Source organism: Rahnella aceris (assembly GCF_011684115.1).
Classification (GTDB): Bacteria; Pseudomonadota; Gammaproteobacteria; order Enterobacterales; family Enterobacteriaceae; genus Rahnella; species Rahnella aceris.
Genome location: NZ_JAADJV010000002.1, coordinates 492,714 through 508,856, shown reverse-complemented (window position 1 = coordinate 508,856; position 16,143 = coordinate 492,714). Strand labels below are relative to the sequence as shown.

The window sequence follows — 16,143 nt, the reverse complement described above, 5'->3', positions numbered from 1 at the left end:
AAGAGAATGGCTAAGGATCGCGCACTCACACTGGAAGCATTACGGGTCATGGATGCGATTGACCGCAGGGGGAGTTTCGCCGCTGCCGCCGATGAGCTGGGCCGCGTCCCGTCGGCATTGAGCTACACCATGCAGAAACTTGAAGAAGAGCTGGATGTGGTGTTATTTGACCGTTCAGGTCATCGGACAAAATTCACCAATGTTGGCCGGATGTTGCTCGAACGTGGACGAGTATTGCTGGAAGCCGCAGATAAACTGACAGTGGATGCCGAAGCACTGGCCCGCGGTTGGGAAACGCACATCACCATCGTGTGTGAAGCGTTATCGCCCGCTGCGCAGTTGTTCCCGCTGATTGAAAAGCTGGCGCTGAAAGCCAATACGCAGGTGTCCCTGTTAACCGAAGTGCTGGCCGGTGCGTGGGAACGTCTCGAGCAAGGCCGGGCGGATATTGTGATCGCGCCGGATATGCATTTCCGCTCTTCCACCGAAATTAACAGCCGCAAGCTGTATAAGCTGGCCAGCATATACGTGGCCGCGCCGGATCACCCGATCCATCTTGAAGCGGAGCCGCTGTCTGACGTTAGCCGGGTTAAATACCGCGGGATTGCCGTGGCGGATACCGCCCGTGAGCGTCCGGTATTAACCGTTCAGTTGCTGGATAAACAGCAGCGTCTGACGGTCAGTACCATCGAAGAGAAGCGTAAAGCCTTGCTGGCGGGATTGGGCGTGGCGACGATGCCTTATCCGATGGTCGAGAAAGATATCGAGGAAGGGCGATTGCGGGTGGTGAGCGCGGAATATAACCGTGAAATCGACATTATTATGGCGTGGCGCCGCGACAGCATGGGCGAGGCAAAAGCCTGGTTCCTGCGTGAAATCCCTAAGCTGCTGGCTACGCGGGACGTGAAGTAATGTGTCCTTCCCCGTGTGAAAGGGGAAGGAGCCGAACGAAATCAAAAACGGCTATCGCGGCCGTGCTCAGAGTCTAAATCCTGCGCCGGTCCGGTGGAAATAATCCCGTAAGGATTGATGGTCGCGTGGCTGCGGAAATAGTGATTACGGATGTGCGCGAAATTCACCGTGTCGCGAATCCCCGGCATCTGGTAGATATCGCGCAGGAAACCGTACAGATTCGGGTAGTCGCTGATGCGGTAGCGATCGCATTTAAAGTGTGTGACATAGACGGGATCAAAACGCACCAGCGTGGTCCACAAACGCAGATCCGCCTCGGTCAGCTGATTGCCGGTCAGATAGCGATGTTTGCCCAGTAATTCCTCGGCACGTTCCAGTGCCGCAAAAACACCGTCAACCGCTTCATCGTAGGCTTCCTGAGATGTCGCAAAACCCGCCTTATACACCCCATTATTGATTTGCGGATACACCCACTCATTAATCTCATCAATCTCTGAACGCAACGCCTCGGGATAATAATCCCCGGCTTTGGCACCCACGGCATCAAACGCGCTGTTGAACATGCGGATGATATCGGCGGATTCATTGCTGACGATGGTCTGCTGCTTTTTATCCCACAGGATTGGCACGGTGACGCGGCCGGTGTAATCGTTCTGCGCGCGCAGATAGATTTCATAGGCGTAATTCAGATGATACAAATCATCACCGGTCGCGGCCGGGAAATCGGTGCCGAACGTCCAGCCGTGTTCCAGCATCAGCGGGTGCACGACAGACACCGGGATAATGTCTTCCAGCCCTTTCAGCGTACGCATCAGTAAGGTGCGGTGCGCCCACGGGCAGGCCAGCGAAACATACAGATGATAACGGTCGCGTTCTGCGGTAAAGCCGCCAACGCCGTGTTCGCCCGGCGTCCCATCAGGCGTTATCCAGTTACGAAACTGCGCTGCTGAACGTTTGAAATGACCGCCGGTCGACTTGGTGTCGTACCAGGTGTCCTGCCAAACGCCATTCACTAGTTGTCCCATTTTTCCTCCTTCCCCCTCATCCTCCGAGCCGCCTTGATGCAACCCGAATGATTTAGGGGAGATTTACAGATAAGTAATAAAAAAGGGCGAGGTGATAAATCACATCGCCCTGCAGGTCTGACTTATTGTCTTATTTAATTATAGCGTGGTTGCTGCTCCCTGGTGCCGGGGCAATTACCAGTTTTTCTTGATCAGGCGGTCGATGCTGAATGCGCCAGGGCCGGAAGCAAACAGGACGAAGAATCCACCCGCGATAGACAGGTTTTTCATGAACATCATCTGGTTCACGCCCTGTGCAAAATCAGTGTGGAAGATCAGCGCCGTCAGGATAGTGAAGATGGCGGTGATCAGCGCGGTGGTACGGGTAAAGAAGCCGAACAAGATTGCCAGACCGCCGCCAAACTCTAACAAGATAGTCAGTGGCAGGAAGAAGCTTGGCACGCCCATGGAAGCCATGTAACCCGCAGTCGCGGTGTAACCGTTAATTTTGCCCCAACCTGCAACAATAAACAGAATAGGCATCAGAATACGTGCAACCAGTAAAGCTGTGTCGTGTAACTTGTTCATCTTCGACTCCGAAAGTGGTGCGCCCAAATTGAGCTAAAAGTGTTACCGGTCCGGTCGGAAAATATTTCCTGCCGTTACCGCATCAGTTGATGACGAGATAATAAGTCGGATGAATAAGTTATGTTAGCAAGTAAATCTGTCTGAATGGTTCAAATAAATTGAACAGCCACCGTATTGTTATTCAAAAAGAAAAGGGCTGATTGTTTTCAATCAGCCCTTTTTGCAGGATGGGTATCACGCTATTTGTTGCCGATGGTCTTGCGAAACAGACGTACCGTTCCCCAGATACCGAAAGCGCGCCGGGACCAGCGAACCACTGCACTGGGATGACGGATACCGTAAACAGCCAGCAGGCTTGAGCCTACGACCAGATATTTACGCATATCCACCAGTTTTATCCAGTAGTGATCCACTTTCGCGGTGGCATCCAGCCAGTCAGAACCGGCCTGAGAAAGCTCGCCGCGCTGACGCTCAATTTTGCGCAGCAACCTGACTTTTTCGATAGCACGGTTCGGAATGCTCATAGCTCGTCATCCTTTTCCAGCAGAGCGCGATCGACGTCCAGTTGCTTACGGGTGAGGCTAAGCAGTGTTGATCGTTTGGCTTTCGCCAGTGTCATCGCGCCAAGGATCACTGCCAGAAGCAGCAACACGCCGGTCGTTGTTGCTATCGCCGTAAGACGATAGGCCGGGTCAATGGCCCAGAATAAAACAACCAGCAAACTCATAAGACCAAAGGCAGTAAAGATCAGGGTAATACCGGCCATAAGCAGTAATTGGAAAATATTGGCCTTTTCCTCTTCCAGCTCAACCACAGCCAGCCGGACACGCGTTTCCACAATACTCACCACCACAGTGGCAATGCGGGACACGATGTCAAACAGGCCCTTACCCGGCCCTTGTGGCGAAGGTTTGATCGATTCAGCCATAATCAGCGGCGGGCTAACAGAACGCCAATCACAACACCGACCGCGGCACCAATACCGACGCCCGTCCAGGGTTTTTCATGCACGTAATCGTCAGCTTTACCGGCGATTTCTTTGGTCTGATAGGCAATCTTGTCACCTGTATCACTCAGACGCTCGCGGGTATCTTTGAGCAGAGATTCTGCTTTACCACGCAGTTTATCGAGTTCAGCTTTCGGCTTATCGGTAGAGGTCTGGAGAACTTCTTCCAGAGTATCCGCCAATGACTTGAGTTCAGCGCGCAGTTGTTCTGATGTATTACTAGCCATGTGTAAGTCACTCCATACGTTAACTGATTCGAACTTTTAACATAGCGGATATTCGGGTTATCGCAAATGCGAATTGTCTGTTTCAAAAGGCAAGATCGCTGTAAACCCGCTATGGCGTGAGGCAAAATCTGTCAGTCTGAAAAGCGATTAATGGCCTTCAGCCTCTTTCAGTTCAGACTTCGCTTCTTCCAGTTTTTGCTGTTTCTTGATGATTTTTTCGTGGTCGCCTTTAGCCTGAACCTCTTTCAACTCTTGCTCACGTTCGGCAACTTTTTCACGTTTCTCTTCAACACGTTTCTGATTTTCTGCTTTCAGACCTGCATCGGTACAGTGCGCTTTATTTTCACGTAACGCTTTCTCCAGACCGTCAACGCGGTTCTGGTTTTTATGCGCCCGCGCTTCGTCGATCTGTTTCTGGATTTCCTGTTGCTTAGTCACGCAACTTTCCGGCTGAGGTGCGGCAAAAGCGGCAGTGGTAAACAGCAATGCAGGAACAAGAGTGAGGGCAGATAAAGTGATTTTCATCATCGGTTTTCCTTTTGACGTTTAAGCGAATGTGCACTTAATTCCATTTGTTGATGAGTTTTATGAATGCTAGCGTCTAAATTATATTACCGCTGAATATGTGGTGATATGAGACAAATCCTGCGCATGGTCTTATCCGAACTTAAGACGCTCACGATCCAGTTTCGCCCCCCAGGTCGTAGCATGTTGAGGTTCGTAGTACTGGATAACGAATCCGGCAGGCAAAATGTCCTGCAATACGGTCTCCGCCAGTTTGCGTTGTGAGGCGGTGTCGAGTTGTACCACCAAAGCATCATTGAGCGGCGTAATGCTTTTGATGTGAATACCGCGCTGGCTCAGCCCCTGATAGACATAAAAACCATCGGGTAAGGCGACGCCCGCTCTGGCAGGACGGATTTGCAGCGCACTGGTCGGTGCCGGAAGACGTGATACCGCCAGCCCGATCATAGTCGCCGCCGCCAGCAGCATGAGCAGCAGAGGCCAGATAAATGAACGTTTGAGTAATCTTCGGTTCATTATGCGTTCTTGCCTTTATTTTGACGGTCAGCGTGTTTTTTGCGCCACAGCACGACAATCGAACCGATCAGGCCGCCGACCAGCAGCAAAACAGGGAGCAGCATCAGGCAGTTCATCACCTGATCTTCATATTTCAGGAACAGCGGGGTTTTACCGAGAAAATACCCCAGCGAGGTCAGGATCAGGATCCACAACAATCCGCTCACCCAGTTGAAAAACTGGAAACGGCTATTGTTCAGGCCTGAAAGTCCGGCAATTGTTGGCAGCAGGGTGCGGACAAAGGCCAGAAAACGGCCGACTAACAAGGCGGAAAGACCGTGCTTATGGAAAAGCGCGTGTGCACGTTCATGATAATGCACGGGTAAATGCGCCAGCCAGCTTTGTACTATCCGGGTGTTGCCCAGCCATTTTCCCTGGGCGTAACTCAGCCAGCAACCGAGGCTGGCTGCGGTGGTCAGCAGGAAAATGGTTAAAGGGAAATTCATGGCATCTTTGGCGATCAAAACGCCAACAAGGATCAGCAGGCTGTCGCCCGGCAAAAAAGCCGCAGGCAACAAACCGTTTTCCAGAAAAATAATCATGAATAAAATCAGATACAACGCCCAGACTAATTGGGGATTAGCCAGGGTTTTATAATCTTGTTGCCAGAGGGCATCGATAAGCGAACTGATAATTTCCATCGGTGTTGTAAAACTCCATCATTTTCAGTGGGTCAGCGAAAGACATCAGCGGAGAATTTGTCTCGACGCTGCCTGTTTTGCTGATAAGGTCGCCTCTTCCCTGGCGGGCTTTCTGGTCATGAGTTTTTCGGGGATTTACGCGTCTCCGGGCCTGTTTCACTCGGCATGGACGGGTAAAAAAAGTGGTCTAACTGTAACAAAATAACAATAACTCAGACAGGTAAATATAGCGCGTTGAGACTGATCATTTAAGTCTGAAGCACGTTATGGAAAAGGGTTTTACATTGGCTGACACTACTCGACAGTGCCTGACAGGATTGGCGGGGGCAAAGCAGAGGCACGAAAAAGGCAGGTTGGGAGAATAAACCTGCCTTAAGGGGAATTTATTTAGAATTGAGTACCGGCGGGTCGAGATGAACTACCGGGTTTTCTGAATAAAGATAACGGTCTACGTTAAACTCGAAATCATCGCTGGTCGCGCGGAAAAGCATTTGTTTGGTGTTTTCCAGATGCTGCCACATTGCCAGTTTGGCGGCGTGGGGATCACGGCGGATCAGCGCTTTTAAAATCAGATCGTGTTCTTCACACCAGCTCTCAATGGACTTCTCATCAATGTGCTCATGCAGTTTGCGCCAGTAAGGGTTATGCAAGCGCTGGCTCCACATCTTCTCAACGATGGTCGCCAGCGCACTGTTTTGCGTGGCCTGTGCGACCTGCACATGGAATTTTAAATCCCATTCTGAATCGCGGAAGCGGTCTTCCTGGCGGGCATGCTCCTGAATTTCCATCAGACGCATGATGTCCTGCTTGGTGACTTGTGTGGCGGCGAATTCAGCGATGTTACTTTCAATCAGCTGACGTGCCTGTAACAGCTCAAACGGACCGGCAGTGCCAAACTCGCTGCCACAATCGGGCACAACAAGGTGGCGCTGCTGATTTGACATCACATGAATTCCCGACCCTTTACGGACTTCCACATAACCTTCAACTTCCAGCATGATAATCGCTTCACGCACGACCGTGCGACTGACATCCATTTCATCTGAAATCAGACGTTCAGCGGGCAGCTTTTCGCCAACCGGATACAAGCCTGTTTCGATGCGTTCCTTGAGCGTGGCAGCCAGTTGTTGATATAGGCGTCTGGTGTCTGTGGATTCCATATGAGTGCTCTTTAAAGTAGTGAAACCTGTAAGAAATGAGTGTCGGACAGACCTGTGAACTTATTATACAAGTGCCAGTATACGTTTTACGAAAGTTTGATGCACCGTGCATCGGACAGAAAGGCATGGGAGAAATGTCAGAAAAATGCAAAGCCCGGTAAAGAGAGTTACCGGGCTGACGAACAGACGTTTAGGCTTTTGCGGTTTTCAGCGGAGCCGGGACAGGTTCTACTGCAGAACGGTTCTGCAGGACTGTCCAGATAATGATGGCGCCGAGCAGATCGAACACGGCAAGGGCGGCGAACAGCGGGCTGAAACCGATGGTATCGGCCAGCGCCCCGACCACCAGTGCAAACATGGTACTTGCCATCCAGGCCGCCATACCGGTCAGACCGTTGGCGGTAGCCACTTCGTTACGACCGAACACATCAGATGACAGAGTGATCAGCGCTCCGGACAGTGACTGGTGAGCAAAACCACCGACACATAACAAAGCAATAGCGGCGTAAGGGCTGGTGAACAAACCGATCATGCCAGGGCCAATCATCAGAACCGCCCCCATGGTGACAACCATTTTACGGGAAACGATCAGATTAACTTTGAAGTACTTCTGGAATAACGGTGGCAGATAGCCGCCCAGGATACAGCCGAGGTCGGCAAACAGCATCGGCATCCAGGCAAACATCGCGATTTCTTTCAGATTGAAACCATACACTTTGAACATGAACAGCGGGATCCAGGCGTTGAATGTTCCCCAGGCGGGTTCAGCCAGGAAACGTGGCAGCGCGATGCCCCAGAACTGACGGTTACGCAGGATCTGCCAGGCAGACATTTTCTTGCCGTTGTTGGTCTGATGCTGTGCTTCCTGACCTTCCAGAATGTAGGTGCGTTCTTCAGCGCTGAGTTTCTTCTGATCTTTAGGGTGCTTATAGAACACCAGCCAGCTCAGTGCCCAGATCAGGCTCAGTACGCCGGTAATGATGAAGGCCAGTTGCCAGCTATGCATCACGATGCACCAGACGACCAGCGGAGGCGCAATCATGCCGCCAATAGATGAACCCACGTTGAAGTAACCGACGGCAATAGAACGTTCTTTTGCCGGAAACCATTCGCTGCTGGCTTTGAGGCCGGCAGGGATCATGGCCGCTTCTGCCATACCGACCGCACCGCGGGCGATGGCCAGGCCACCCCAGCTACTTGCCAGCGCTGTCGCCATACAGAAGATGGCCCACATAATAGCGAACATCGCGTAACCGACTTTGGTGCCCATGACGTCGAGAACGTAACCGGCGACCGGCTGCATCAGGGTGTAGCAGGCGGAATAGGCGGCGATAATATAGGAATATTGCTGTGTGGTGATGTTTAACTGGCTCATCAGCGTTGGCGCTGCAGCCGCAATGGCGTTACGTGTCAAATAACCTAATACAGTGCCGCAGGTGACGAGTGCGATCATGTACCAGCGTAACCCTTTAATCTTACCCATTTAACTCTCTCCCAGTAAATAATCCGGCGATGACAACATCAGGCTGTCAGGGCGTATTTCGCACCACCTGAACAAGCGTGGGGGTTCTGGCTTTCCTTAAAGTGTTTTCGGGAACGTTGCCGCCAGATGATTTCACTGGGAGCTGCCCGTGTTATTACGCACTGCGTTATTGTTATCTGTGCGTAAGGGTCCGATGAACGTCCTGAACACCAGAATTACTGCTTCGCCATGGGGCTGACTGCACCCGGGAAGTGTTTTGCCCGGAAACAGCGAAAGGACGTGGCAGGTAATCTCTGACGCTCTTGTCCGGGCGATGCAAAGATAACTTGTCATACAGATTTAAAATTTGAATGACATCACAAAACCACATTTATATTGTGTGGTTACTTAACTTTTTTAACTTCACGGTTATTTACTTGATTTTACAATGAAAACTGTATTTTGATTGATCCGGTTCACACTTTTCTGTCAATGCTTAACAATGACAGCCTGAAAAATGAAACGTAATTGGTGTGACAACTTCACGAAATGATCACATTTATCGTGAACAGTTAATGAACACTGTTATCTGGTAAAAATTGACCGATGCAGGCCGCCTGAAGGGCAAATGGATTACATAAGCCCTGCTGGCGTGGGAAGAGGATAATGAGGCCGAAGCCCGGTTGAATGTCCGCAAGCCGGCGCGCACTTTTTAGGTTTTGTCACATTTGGTACGAAATAACTTGTCATACAGATTTAAAGTTTGAGTGACATCACAAAATGACACTCTAATTGTGAGGATAATAAGCACCAGCAGCTGATGACGCTAAAGTCATTATTTTACAGAGAATTAGTTTGTTTTTTTGGAATGAAATCAGTCATTTTAATGGCTTTGGTGCATTAAAAAGTACTGGACGATAGCTTAAATTGGTGTGATAACTTCGCACCATTGAGTGACAACTCTACAGAATTCATGATGAGGAACCTAAGATGGCGCAGTTTTTAACGGAAGACTTCCTTCTCGACACAGAATTCGCACGTCGCCTGTATCACGACTACGCGAAAGATGAGCCAATTTTTGACTACCACTGCCATTTGCCACCTGAGCTGATTGCGCAGGACTATAAATTCAAAAACCTGTATGACATTTGGCTGAAAGGCGATCACTACAAATGGCGCGCAATGCGTACCAACGGTGTGCCTGAGCGGATGTGTACCGGCGATGCCAGCGACCGCGAGAAATTTGACGCCTGGGCTGCAACGGTTCCCCACACGATCGGTAACCCGCTGTACCACTGGACGCACCTTGAGCTGCGCCGTCCGTTTGGCATCACCGGTAAACTGCTTTCCCCGTCTACCGCGGGCGAAATCTGGGAGCGCGGTAATGAATTGCTGGCGCAGGATGCATTCTCTGCCCGCGGCATCATGAAACAGATGAACGTGAAAATGGTCGGCACTACCGATGACCCGATTGATTCTCTGGAACATCATAAAGCGGTGGCACAAGACTCCGGCTTTGATGTCAAAGTGCTGCCAAGCTGGCGCCCGGATAAAGCCTTCAACATTGAAGCGGCAACCTTCGTCGATTACATGAAGAAACTCGAAGCCGCGGCGGATGTCTCCATTACCCGTTTCAGCGATCTGCGTGATGCCCTGAAAAAACGTATGGATCACTTTGCGGCGCACGGCTGCAAAGTGTCAGACCACGCGCTGGATGTAGTGGTTTACGGCGAAGCGGATGATGCGACGCTGGACGGCATTCTGTCCCGTCGTCTGAGCGGTGAAACGCCAACTGCGCAAGAAATTGCTCAGTTCAAAACCGGCGTTCTGCTGTATCTGGCTTCTGAATATCAACGTCGTGAATGGGTACAGCAGTATCACATTGGCGCGCTGCGTAATAACAACACCCGTATGTTCCAGCTGATTGGCGCAGACGTTGGTTTCGACTCCATTAACGACCAGCCACTGGCCGAGCCGCTGTCCAAATTGCTGGGCGCGCAAGGTCTGGCCGGTGGCCTGCCAAAAACCATTCTGTACTGCCTGAACCCGCGTGATAACGAAGTGATCGGCACCATGGTCGGTAATTTCCAGGGTGAAGGGATGCCGGGCAAAATGCAGTTCGGTTCCGGCTGGTGGTTTAACGACCAGAAAGACGGCATGCAACGTCAGATGACACAGCTCGCCAACCTCGGCTTACTCAGCCGTTTCGTCGGCATGCTGACTGACAGCCGCAGTTTCCTGTCCTATACGCGTCATGAATATTTCCGTCGCATTCTGTGCCAGATGATTGGTCGCTGGGTGGAAGAGGGCGAAGCACCGGCAGACATCGAACTGCTGGGCAGCATGGTGAAAAACATCTGCTTCGATAACGCGAAACAGTATTTCCAGATTGAACTGAACTGATCGGCTTGAACTGAGTAGCACGACGGAGCGCAGGTTCCTGCGCTCCTGAAATAAACATTGAAATAACAAACAACTATCCCAACAGATAACGACGGCCATAGGGCAATTTTCCCGCCCTCAAAGACCGGAGTCTGAGCAAATTAAGGTGAATGTGAGATGCAAAGGTTAAATCGCCGTGACTTCCCTGGCCGTCAACATCCGGACAAAATTATTCAATTCGGTGAAGGTAATTTCCTGCGGGCGTTTGTCGACTGGCAAATCGACCTGCTGAATGAACATACCGATCTGGATGCCGGGATCGTGGTTGTTCGTCCGATTGACACTGACTTTCCGCCTTCACTCAGCACGCAGGATGGTCTGTACACCACCATCATCAGCGGTCTGAACGAGCAGGGGGAAACGGTGCGTGATACCCGGATCATCCGCTCCGTTAACCGCGAAATTAATATCTATCACCAGTTTGATGAATACCTGGCGCTGGCCCGTGACCCGAATATCCGCTTCGTGTTTTCTAACACGACCGAAGCCGGTATCAGCTATGTTGAAAGCGACCGTCCGGACGATACGCCTCCGGCCAGCTTCCCGGCTAAACTGACCCGGTTGCTGTTCGAGCGTTTCAACCATTTCTCCGGCGCGGCCGATAAAGGCTGGGTTCTGCTGCCATGCGAACTGATCGACTACAACGGTGAAGCGTTGCAGGAACTGGTGCTGCGTTACGCACAACTTTGGGCATTGCCAGCGGCATTCACCCAGTGGCTGAAAAACAGCAACACCTTCTGCTCAACGCTGGTTGACCGCATCGTTACCGGTTATCCGCGCAGTGAAGTCGACAGCCTGCAGGAAGAACTGGGCTATCAGGACAGCTTCTTCGACAGTGCCGAACACTTCTATTTATTCGTCATTCAGGGGCCAAAAAGTCTCGCGCAGGAACTGCGTCTGGACAAGCTGCCGCTGAATATCCGTCTGGTTGACGACATCAAACCGTATAAAGAACGCAAAGTGGCGATCCTTAACGGCGCACACACCGCGCTGGTGCCGGTGGCCTTCCTGTCAGGGCTGAACACCGTTGGCGAATCCATGAATGATGCGCAAATCAGCCGCTTTGTCGAACTGGCGATCGCTGAGGAAATCTCGCCGATGCTGGATTTGCCACAGGATGAACTGACGTCCTTTGCCCAGGCGGTACTCAGCCGTTTCCGCAACCCGTTCATTCAGCATCAGCTGCTGTCGATTGCCCTGAACGGCATGACCAAATACCGCACCCGCATTCTGCCGCAACTGCTGGCGAGCCAGGAAAAGAATCAGCTTCTGCCTCCGCGCCTGACCTTTGCACTGGCAGCCTTGCTGGCGTTTTACCGTGGTGAACGTAACGGTGAAATTTATCCGCTGCAGGACGATGCACACTGGTTGAGCCGTTTCTCCGAACTGTGGGGTAACGTGCGTAATGGCAGCCTGCCGTTGGCCGGGCTGGTCGAAACTGTGCTGGCGGATGAAGAACACTGGGGACGTGACCTGAATACCGTGCCGGGTCTGACTGCAAAAGTGACCGAACAATTGCAGTCGATTGAAGACCTTGGCATGCGTGACGCGTTGGCGGCTTACAGCTAAGAGAGCAACTATGCAAAGTATCATTCAAATTCATACCGCTGATAACGTCGCCGTCGCGTTGCGCGATATCGACGCGGGCGAGCAGGTCGAAGCAGGCGGTCACACCGTCGTGTTGGCTCAGCCGGTTGCCCGTGGCCACAAGTTTGCCCTTCGCCAGATTGCGGCGGGGGAGAACATTGTTAAATACGGTCTGCCGATCGGGCATGCGCTGACGGCGATTGAGCCGGGTGTGCATATTCATTCGCAAAACGGTAAAACTAACCTGAGTGATCTGGACGAATACCAGTATCAGCCGGATTTCGCCAGCCTGCCGGAACAGATGGCGGATCGCGATGTGCAGATCTTCCGTCGTAAAAATGGTCAGGTGGGGATCCGTAACGAGCTGTGGTTGATCCCGACCGTTGGTTGCGTCAACGGGATAGCCCGCCAGATCCAGACACGTTTCCTGAAAGAAACCAATGACGCGGAGGGTACCGACGGCGTTTACCTGTTCACGCATCCGTTCGGTTGTTCGCAACTGGGTGACGATCATGTGAACACCCGTACTATGCTGCAAAATATGGTACGCCATCCGAATGCGGGTGCGGTGCTGGTGATCGGCCTTGGTTGTGAAAACAATCAGGTGGACGTGTTCCGTGAAACGCTGGGCGAAGTGGACGAAGAGCGCGTGCGTTTCATGACGCTGCAAAAGTTCGACGACGAAGTGGAAGCCGGTCTGGAACGCCTGCGCGAACTGTATGCTGTAATGCGTGACGATAAACGCGTTGCCGGTAAACTCAGCGAACTGAAATTCGGTCTGGAATGTGGTGGCTCTGATGGTTTATCGGGTATCACCGCTAACCCGCTGCTGGGGCGTTTCTCCGACTACGTGATCGCCAACGGCGGCACTTCCGTGCTGACCGAAGTGCCTGAAATGTTTGGCGCAGAACGTATTCTGATGAGCCGTTGTCGCGATGAAAGTACGTTTGAAAAAACCGTTCACATGGTGAATGATTTCAAACAGTACTTCATCGAACATAATCAGCCGATTTACGAGAACCCGTCTCCGGGTAACAAAGCCGGTGGCATCACTACGCTGGAAGAAAAATCGCTGGGCTGTACACAAAAAGCCGGCCAAAGCCCGGTAATGGACGTGCTGAAATACGGCGAACGCCTGACTACGCCGGGGCTGAACCTGCTGAGTGCGCCGGGTAACGACGCCGTCGCCACCAGTGCGCTGGCAGGTGCGGGCTGTCATATGGTGCTGTTCAGTACCGGACGCGGCACGCCTTACGGCGGTTTTGTGCCGACAGTGAAACTGGCAACCAACAGCGAACTGGCCACGAAAAAACCGCACTGGATCGATTTCGATGCCGGACGCCTGATCCACGATGTCAGTATGGATCAGTTGCTGGGTGAATTTGTGGATCTGATCGTGGCGATCGCCGATGGCCGCAAAGCCAAAAACGAACTCAATGATTTCCGCGAATTAGCCATTTTTAAAAGCGGTGTCACATTGTAACCGGTCAGGTTTATCGTTAGGATGAAACGGCGTTTCAGTTATGGAACGCCGTTTGCTTTTGCAGCGCAAGACCCCCACGTATGAGACTCCTGACAAATGACGTATTACTGGTTTGCCCAGTCAGTTGGTGTTGTGGCCTTCATGGTCGGCATCACGATGTTTTTCAACCGCAGCGACCGCCGTTTCAAACAACAGCTTTCTGCCTACAGCGCCATTATCGGCGTGCATTTTCTGATGATGGGTGCCGCGCCCGCTGGCATGAGCGCCTTACTGAATTCTCTGCGCACACTGATTTCCCTGCGTACCCGTAACCAGTTGATTATGGTAATTTTCATCGTCCTGACCCTGGTGCTGGGGCTAAGCCGCGCCCATCACTGGATGGAACTCTTACCGGTCGGTGCGACAGTTGTCAGTACCTGGGCGCTGTTCCGCACCAGCGGGCTGACAACCCGGTGCATTATGTGGTGCTCAACCTGCTGCTGGGTGGCACACAACATCTGGCTTGGCTCGATTGGCGGTTCACTTATCGAAGGCAGTTTTCTGGTCATGAACGGTTTTAATATCATTCGCTTCCGCCGCCTGCAATTGCGTGGCATCGATCCGTTTGAGGTCGAGAAGAAGCTAGTGCAGAAGATGGATGAGCAGGGATAGTCCCTGCTTTTTTGTCCTTCATTCGCGTACCCCGCTTATTTTGAATCTGCTCACAGATTGCAATAATAATTCCGCGTTTCCCCCTCTATTGATTCCTTCCGCCTGTTTGCCTCGTTGACAACCTCCGGACGCAGGAGTAATTTCCGATTCCGTGGGAGCGGTCCCACAAAAAGGGAAAGGGAAAAAGGAAAATCATGGACGCTATTCAGGGATTACTGAAACAGATATATGCAGGGAAATTGTCAGCGGTATTCTTAGATGATCTGATTACACGCATTGAGGTTGCCAGAAATCAGATTACCTATACGGCCAAACAGGGATGGGATGAAAAAGATGTGGTATTGATCACCTATGCAGATCAGTTCACGAACAAAGCAGAAAAAACACTTTCAGTATTTGATAGTTTTTATCAGCAGCATCTGGCGGATGTTTTTAATATTGTTCACCTTCTGCCTTTTTATCCTTATTCGTCGGATGATGGTTTCTCGGTGATTGATTATCAGCAGGTCAATCCACTGGCGGGGGACTGGAAAGATATCCGTAAGCTTGGCCAGTCTTCAAGGCTGATGTTTGATTATGTCTGTAATCATATTTCCGCGAGCAGTGAATGGTTTAAACAATATCTGGCGGGCAATTCGAAATATGAAAACTATTTTATTAGCCTGAACGAAAATAGTGATTTATCTGCCGTGACCCGTCCCCGCAGATCGCCGCTGTTAACGCCTTTCCGCTTTGAAAATGGCGAAACCCGTCATGTCTGGACCACCTTCAGCGCGGATCAGATCGACCTGAATTTTGCGCATCCTGACGTACTGCGCGACATGCTGGACGTGTTACTGAAATACCTGTCGGAAGGCGCTGAATATGTGCGTCTTGATGCTGTGGGTTACATGTGGAAGGAACCCGGCACCTCCTGTATTCATCTGCCCAAAACACATTTACTGGTGAAGCTATTCCGCGCCGTGGTGGAGTATGTTTCACCCGGTACTGTGATTATTACCGAAACCAATGTGCCGCATCAGGACAACATCAGTTACTTTGGTAACGGGTTTGATGAGGCGCAGATGGTCTATCAGTTCCCGCTGCCGCCGCTGGTTCTGCATGCCATTCACAGTGAAAACGGGGAAACGCTGAAACGCTGGGCCGCCGGTCTGGATGCCTGCACACCCGCCACCACCTTCTTTAATTTTCTTGCTTCGCATGATGGCATTGGCCTGAACCCGTTGCGCGGATTACTGCCGGAATCAGAGATCCTCAGGCTGGTGGATGCGCTGCAACAGGAAGGCGCGAGGGTGTCGTATAAAAATAATCCGGATGGCAGCACCAGCCCGTATGAAATCAACGTCACCTATATGGATGCGCTGAACCGGCAGTCGGACGACGACGATATCCGTCTGCAACGCTTCATGCTGGCGCACGCTATTTTGCTGGCATTCCCCGGTGTTCCTGCGGTGTATATCCAAAGTATTCTGGGTTCGCGTAACGATATTCAGGGGGTTGAGAACACCGGGCATAACCGGGCAATTAACCGGCAGAAATATGATGTCACGGAAATTGGACAGATATTATCTGAACCTGATTCATTACGTGCGCGGGTATTTGGTGAACTGAAGAAATTAATTATCTGCCGAACTGAACAGGCGGCATTTCATCCTTCCGCGCCGATGCGGGTCATAGAATGTCATGAAAGTGTGTTTGCCTTTATCCGGGGGCAGGGAAACCAGGAAATAGTGTGTCTGTTTAACCTTTCCGCTAACAATATTCAGGTAACGCTCCCTTCGGGGGATTATCAGGTCTTACCTTATAATCATTCACTGAAATGTGACGGGGAGATAACATTAAAGCCTTATCAGTATATCTGGTTACGCCATTAATTAAGATGTTCCGTTATTTTTTTGTA

General features: G+C 51.4%; 16 protein-coding genes. 6 read left to right on the top strand and 10 right to left on the bottom strand.

Annotated elements, in window-relative coordinates; genetic code table 11:
* The first annotated feature begins 6 nt into the window (after positions 1-6).
* Positions 7-912 (top strand): LysR family transcriptional regulator, encoded by a 906-nt coding sequence (locus GW591_RS14660; RefSeq protein WP_013577213.1) that lies wholly within the window; start codon positions 7-9, stop codon positions 910-912.
* 41 nt (positions 913-953) lie between these two features.
* On the opposite strand, the gene GW591_RS14655 is transcribed toward GW591_RS14660, so the two are convergent.
* From GW591_RS14655 to GW591_RS14610, 10 genes are all read right to left on the bottom strand, one after another.
* Complete coding sequence (locus GW591_RS14655; protein WP_131638404.1) at positions 954-1,937, bottom strand: glutathione S-transferase family protein; 984 nt, start codon at positions 1,935-1,937, stop codon at positions 954-956.
* 174 nt (positions 1,938-2,111) lie between these two features.
* Complete coding sequence (locus GW591_RS14650) at positions 2,112-2,504, bottom strand: DoxX family protein (protein WP_013577211.1); 393 nt, start codon at positions 2,502-2,504, stop codon at positions 2,112-2,114.
* A 239-nt stretch (positions 2,505-2,743) separates the two neighbouring features.
* The gene (locus GW591_RS14645; RefSeq protein WP_015690508.1) at positions 2,744-3,028 is read right to left on the bottom strand and encodes a YqjK-like family protein; all 285 of its coding nucleotides are present in this window, start codon (positions 3,026-3,028) and stop codon (positions 2,744-2,746) included.
* A complete protein-coding gene (locus tag GW591_RS14640; RefSeq protein WP_013577209.1) occupies positions 3,025-3,432 on the bottom strand; it encodes a phage holin family protein in 408 nt (135 codons plus the stop codon). The genes GW591_RS14645 and GW591_RS14640 overlap by 4 nt, the downstream gene beginning before the upstream one ends.
* 2 nt (positions 3,433-3,434) lie before the next feature.
* Positions 3,435-3,737 (bottom strand): DUF883 family protein, encoded by a 303-nt coding sequence (locus GW591_RS14635; protein ID WP_013577208.1) that lies wholly within the window; start codon positions 3,735-3,737, stop codon positions 3,435-3,437.
* A 147-nt stretch (positions 3,738-3,884) separates the two neighbouring features.
* Positions 3,885-4,262 (bottom strand): DUF1090 domain-containing protein, encoded by a 378-nt coding sequence (locus GW591_RS14630; RefSeq protein ID WP_015690507.1) that lies wholly within the window; start codon positions 4,260-4,262, stop codon positions 3,885-3,887.
* A gap of 132 nt (positions 4,263-4,394) precedes the next feature.
* Entirely contained in the window at positions 4,395-4,778 is a 384-nt protein-coding gene (mzrA, locus tag GW591_RS14625; protein WP_166860882.1) for an EnvZ/OmpR regulon moderator MzrA, read from the bottom strand.
* Positions 4,778-5,458, bottom strand: coding sequence for a DedA family protein (locus tag GW591_RS14620; RefSeq protein WP_013577205.1), 681 nt, complete (start codon positions 5,456-5,458; stop codon positions 4,778-4,780). Before GW591_RS14620 ends, mzrA begins: the two co-directional genes overlap by 1 nt.
* Positions 5,459-5,841: 383 nt before the next feature.
* Positions 5,842-6,618: a transcriptional regulator ExuR gene (gene exuR, locus GW591_RS14615; RefSeq protein WP_013577204.1), complete on the bottom strand. Its 777-nt coding sequence runs from the start codon at positions 6,616-6,618 to the stop codon at positions 5,842-5,844.
* 190 nt (positions 6,619-6,808) lie between these two features.
* A complete protein-coding gene (locus GW591_RS14610; RefSeq protein WP_013577203.1) occupies positions 6,809-8,101 on the bottom strand; it encodes an MFS transporter in 1,293 nt (430 codons plus the stop codon).
* Between the two features lie 969 nt (positions 8,102-9,070).
* Between GW591_RS14610 and uxaC the strand changes: the two genes are divergently transcribed.
* From uxaC to GW591_RS14585, 5 genes are all read left to right on the top strand, one after another.
* On the top strand, positions 9,071-10,483 hold the full coding sequence (uxaC, locus tag GW591_RS14605; protein ID WP_112197450.1) for a glucuronate isomerase: 1,413 nt from the start codon (positions 9,071-9,073) through the stop codon (positions 10,481-10,483).
* Positions 10,484-10,639: 156 nt separating this feature from the next.
* Positions 10,640-12,091, top strand: a complete 1,452-nt coding sequence (locus tag GW591_RS14600; protein ID WP_166860880.1) for a tagaturonate reductase — start codon at positions 10,640-10,642, stop codon at positions 12,089-12,091.
* Between the two features lie 10 nt (positions 12,092-12,101).
* Positions 12,102-13,592 carry a UxaA family hydrolase gene (locus GW591_RS14595; RefSeq protein WP_037035079.1) on the top strand — a complete coding sequence of 497 codons (1,491 nt, stop codon included), beginning with the start codon at positions 12,102-12,104 and terminating at the stop codon, positions 13,590-13,592.
* A 96-nt stretch (positions 13,593-13,688) separates the two neighbouring features.
* On the top strand, positions 13,689-14,243 hold the full coding sequence (locus GW591_RS14590; protein ID WP_013577199.1) for a YgjV family protein: 555 nt from the start codon (positions 13,689-13,691) through the stop codon (positions 14,241-14,243).
* 194 nt (positions 14,244-14,437) lie between these two features.
* Positions 14,438-16,117 carry an alpha-amylase family glycosyl hydrolase gene (locus tag GW591_RS14585; RefSeq protein WP_153376082.1) on the top strand — a complete coding sequence of 560 codons (1,680 nt, stop codon included), beginning with the start codon at positions 14,438-14,440 and terminating at the stop codon, positions 16,115-16,117.
* Positions 16,118-16,143: the final 26 nt, after the last annotated feature.

Excerpts from the sequence above, each read along its gene's own strand:
- GW591_RS14660 (WP_013577213.1), top strand. The coding sequence starts at position 7 with ATGGCTAAGGATCGCGCACTCACACTGGAAGCATTACGGGTCATGGAT.
- GW591_RS14655 (WP_131638404.1), bottom strand. The coding sequence starts at position 1,937 with ATGGGACAACTAGTGAATGGCGTTTGGCAGGACACCTGGTACGACACC.
- GW591_RS14650 (WP_013577211.1), bottom strand. The coding sequence starts at position 2,504 with ATGAACAAGTTACACGACACAGCTTTACTGGTTGCACGTATTCTGATG.
- GW591_RS14645 (WP_015690508.1), bottom strand. The coding sequence starts at position 3,028 with ATGAGCATTCCGAACCGTGCTATCGAAAAAGTCAGGTTGCTGCGCAAA.
- GW591_RS14640 (WP_013577209.1), bottom strand. The coding sequence starts at position 3,432 with ATGGCTGAATCGATCAAACCTTCGCCACAAGGGCCGGGTAAGGGCCTG.
- GW591_RS14635 (WP_013577208.1), bottom strand. The coding sequence starts at position 3,737 with ATGGCTAGTAATACATCAGAACAACTGCGCGCTGAACTCAAGTCATTG.
- GW591_RS14630 (WP_015690507.1), bottom strand. The coding sequence starts at position 4,262 with ATGAAAATCACTTTATCTGCCCTCACTCTTGTTCCTGCATTGCTGTTT.
- mzrA (WP_166860882.1), bottom strand. The coding sequence starts at position 4,778 with ATGAACCGAAGATTACTCAAACGTTCATTTATCTGGCCTCTGCTGCTC.
- GW591_RS14620 (WP_013577205.1), bottom strand. The coding sequence starts at position 5,458 with ATGGAAATTATCAGTTCGCTTATCGATGCCCTCTGGCAACAAGATTAT.
- exuR (WP_013577204.1), bottom strand. The coding sequence starts at position 6,618 with ATGGAATCCACAGACACCAGACGCCTATATCAACAACTGGCTGCCACG.
- GW591_RS14610 (WP_013577203.1), bottom strand. The coding sequence starts at position 8,101 with ATGGGTAAGATTAAAGGGTTACGCTGGTACATGATCGCACTCGTCACC.
- uxaC (WP_112197450.1), top strand. The coding sequence starts at position 9,071 with ATGGCGCAGTTTTTAACGGAAGACTTCCTTCTCGACACAGAATTCGCA.
- GW591_RS14600 (WP_166860880.1), top strand. The coding sequence starts at position 10,640 with ATGCAAAGGTTAAATCGCCGTGACTTCCCTGGCCGTCAACATCCGGAC.
- GW591_RS14595 (WP_037035079.1), top strand. The coding sequence starts at position 12,102 with ATGCAAAGTATCATTCAAATTCATACCGCTGATAACGTCGCCGTCGCG.
- GW591_RS14590 (WP_013577199.1), top strand. The coding sequence starts at position 13,689 with ATGACGTATTACTGGTTTGCCCAGTCAGTTGGTGTTGTGGCCTTCATG.
- GW591_RS14585 (WP_153376082.1), top strand. The coding sequence starts at position 14,438 with ATGGACGCTATTCAGGGATTACTGAAACAGATATATGCAGGGAAATTG.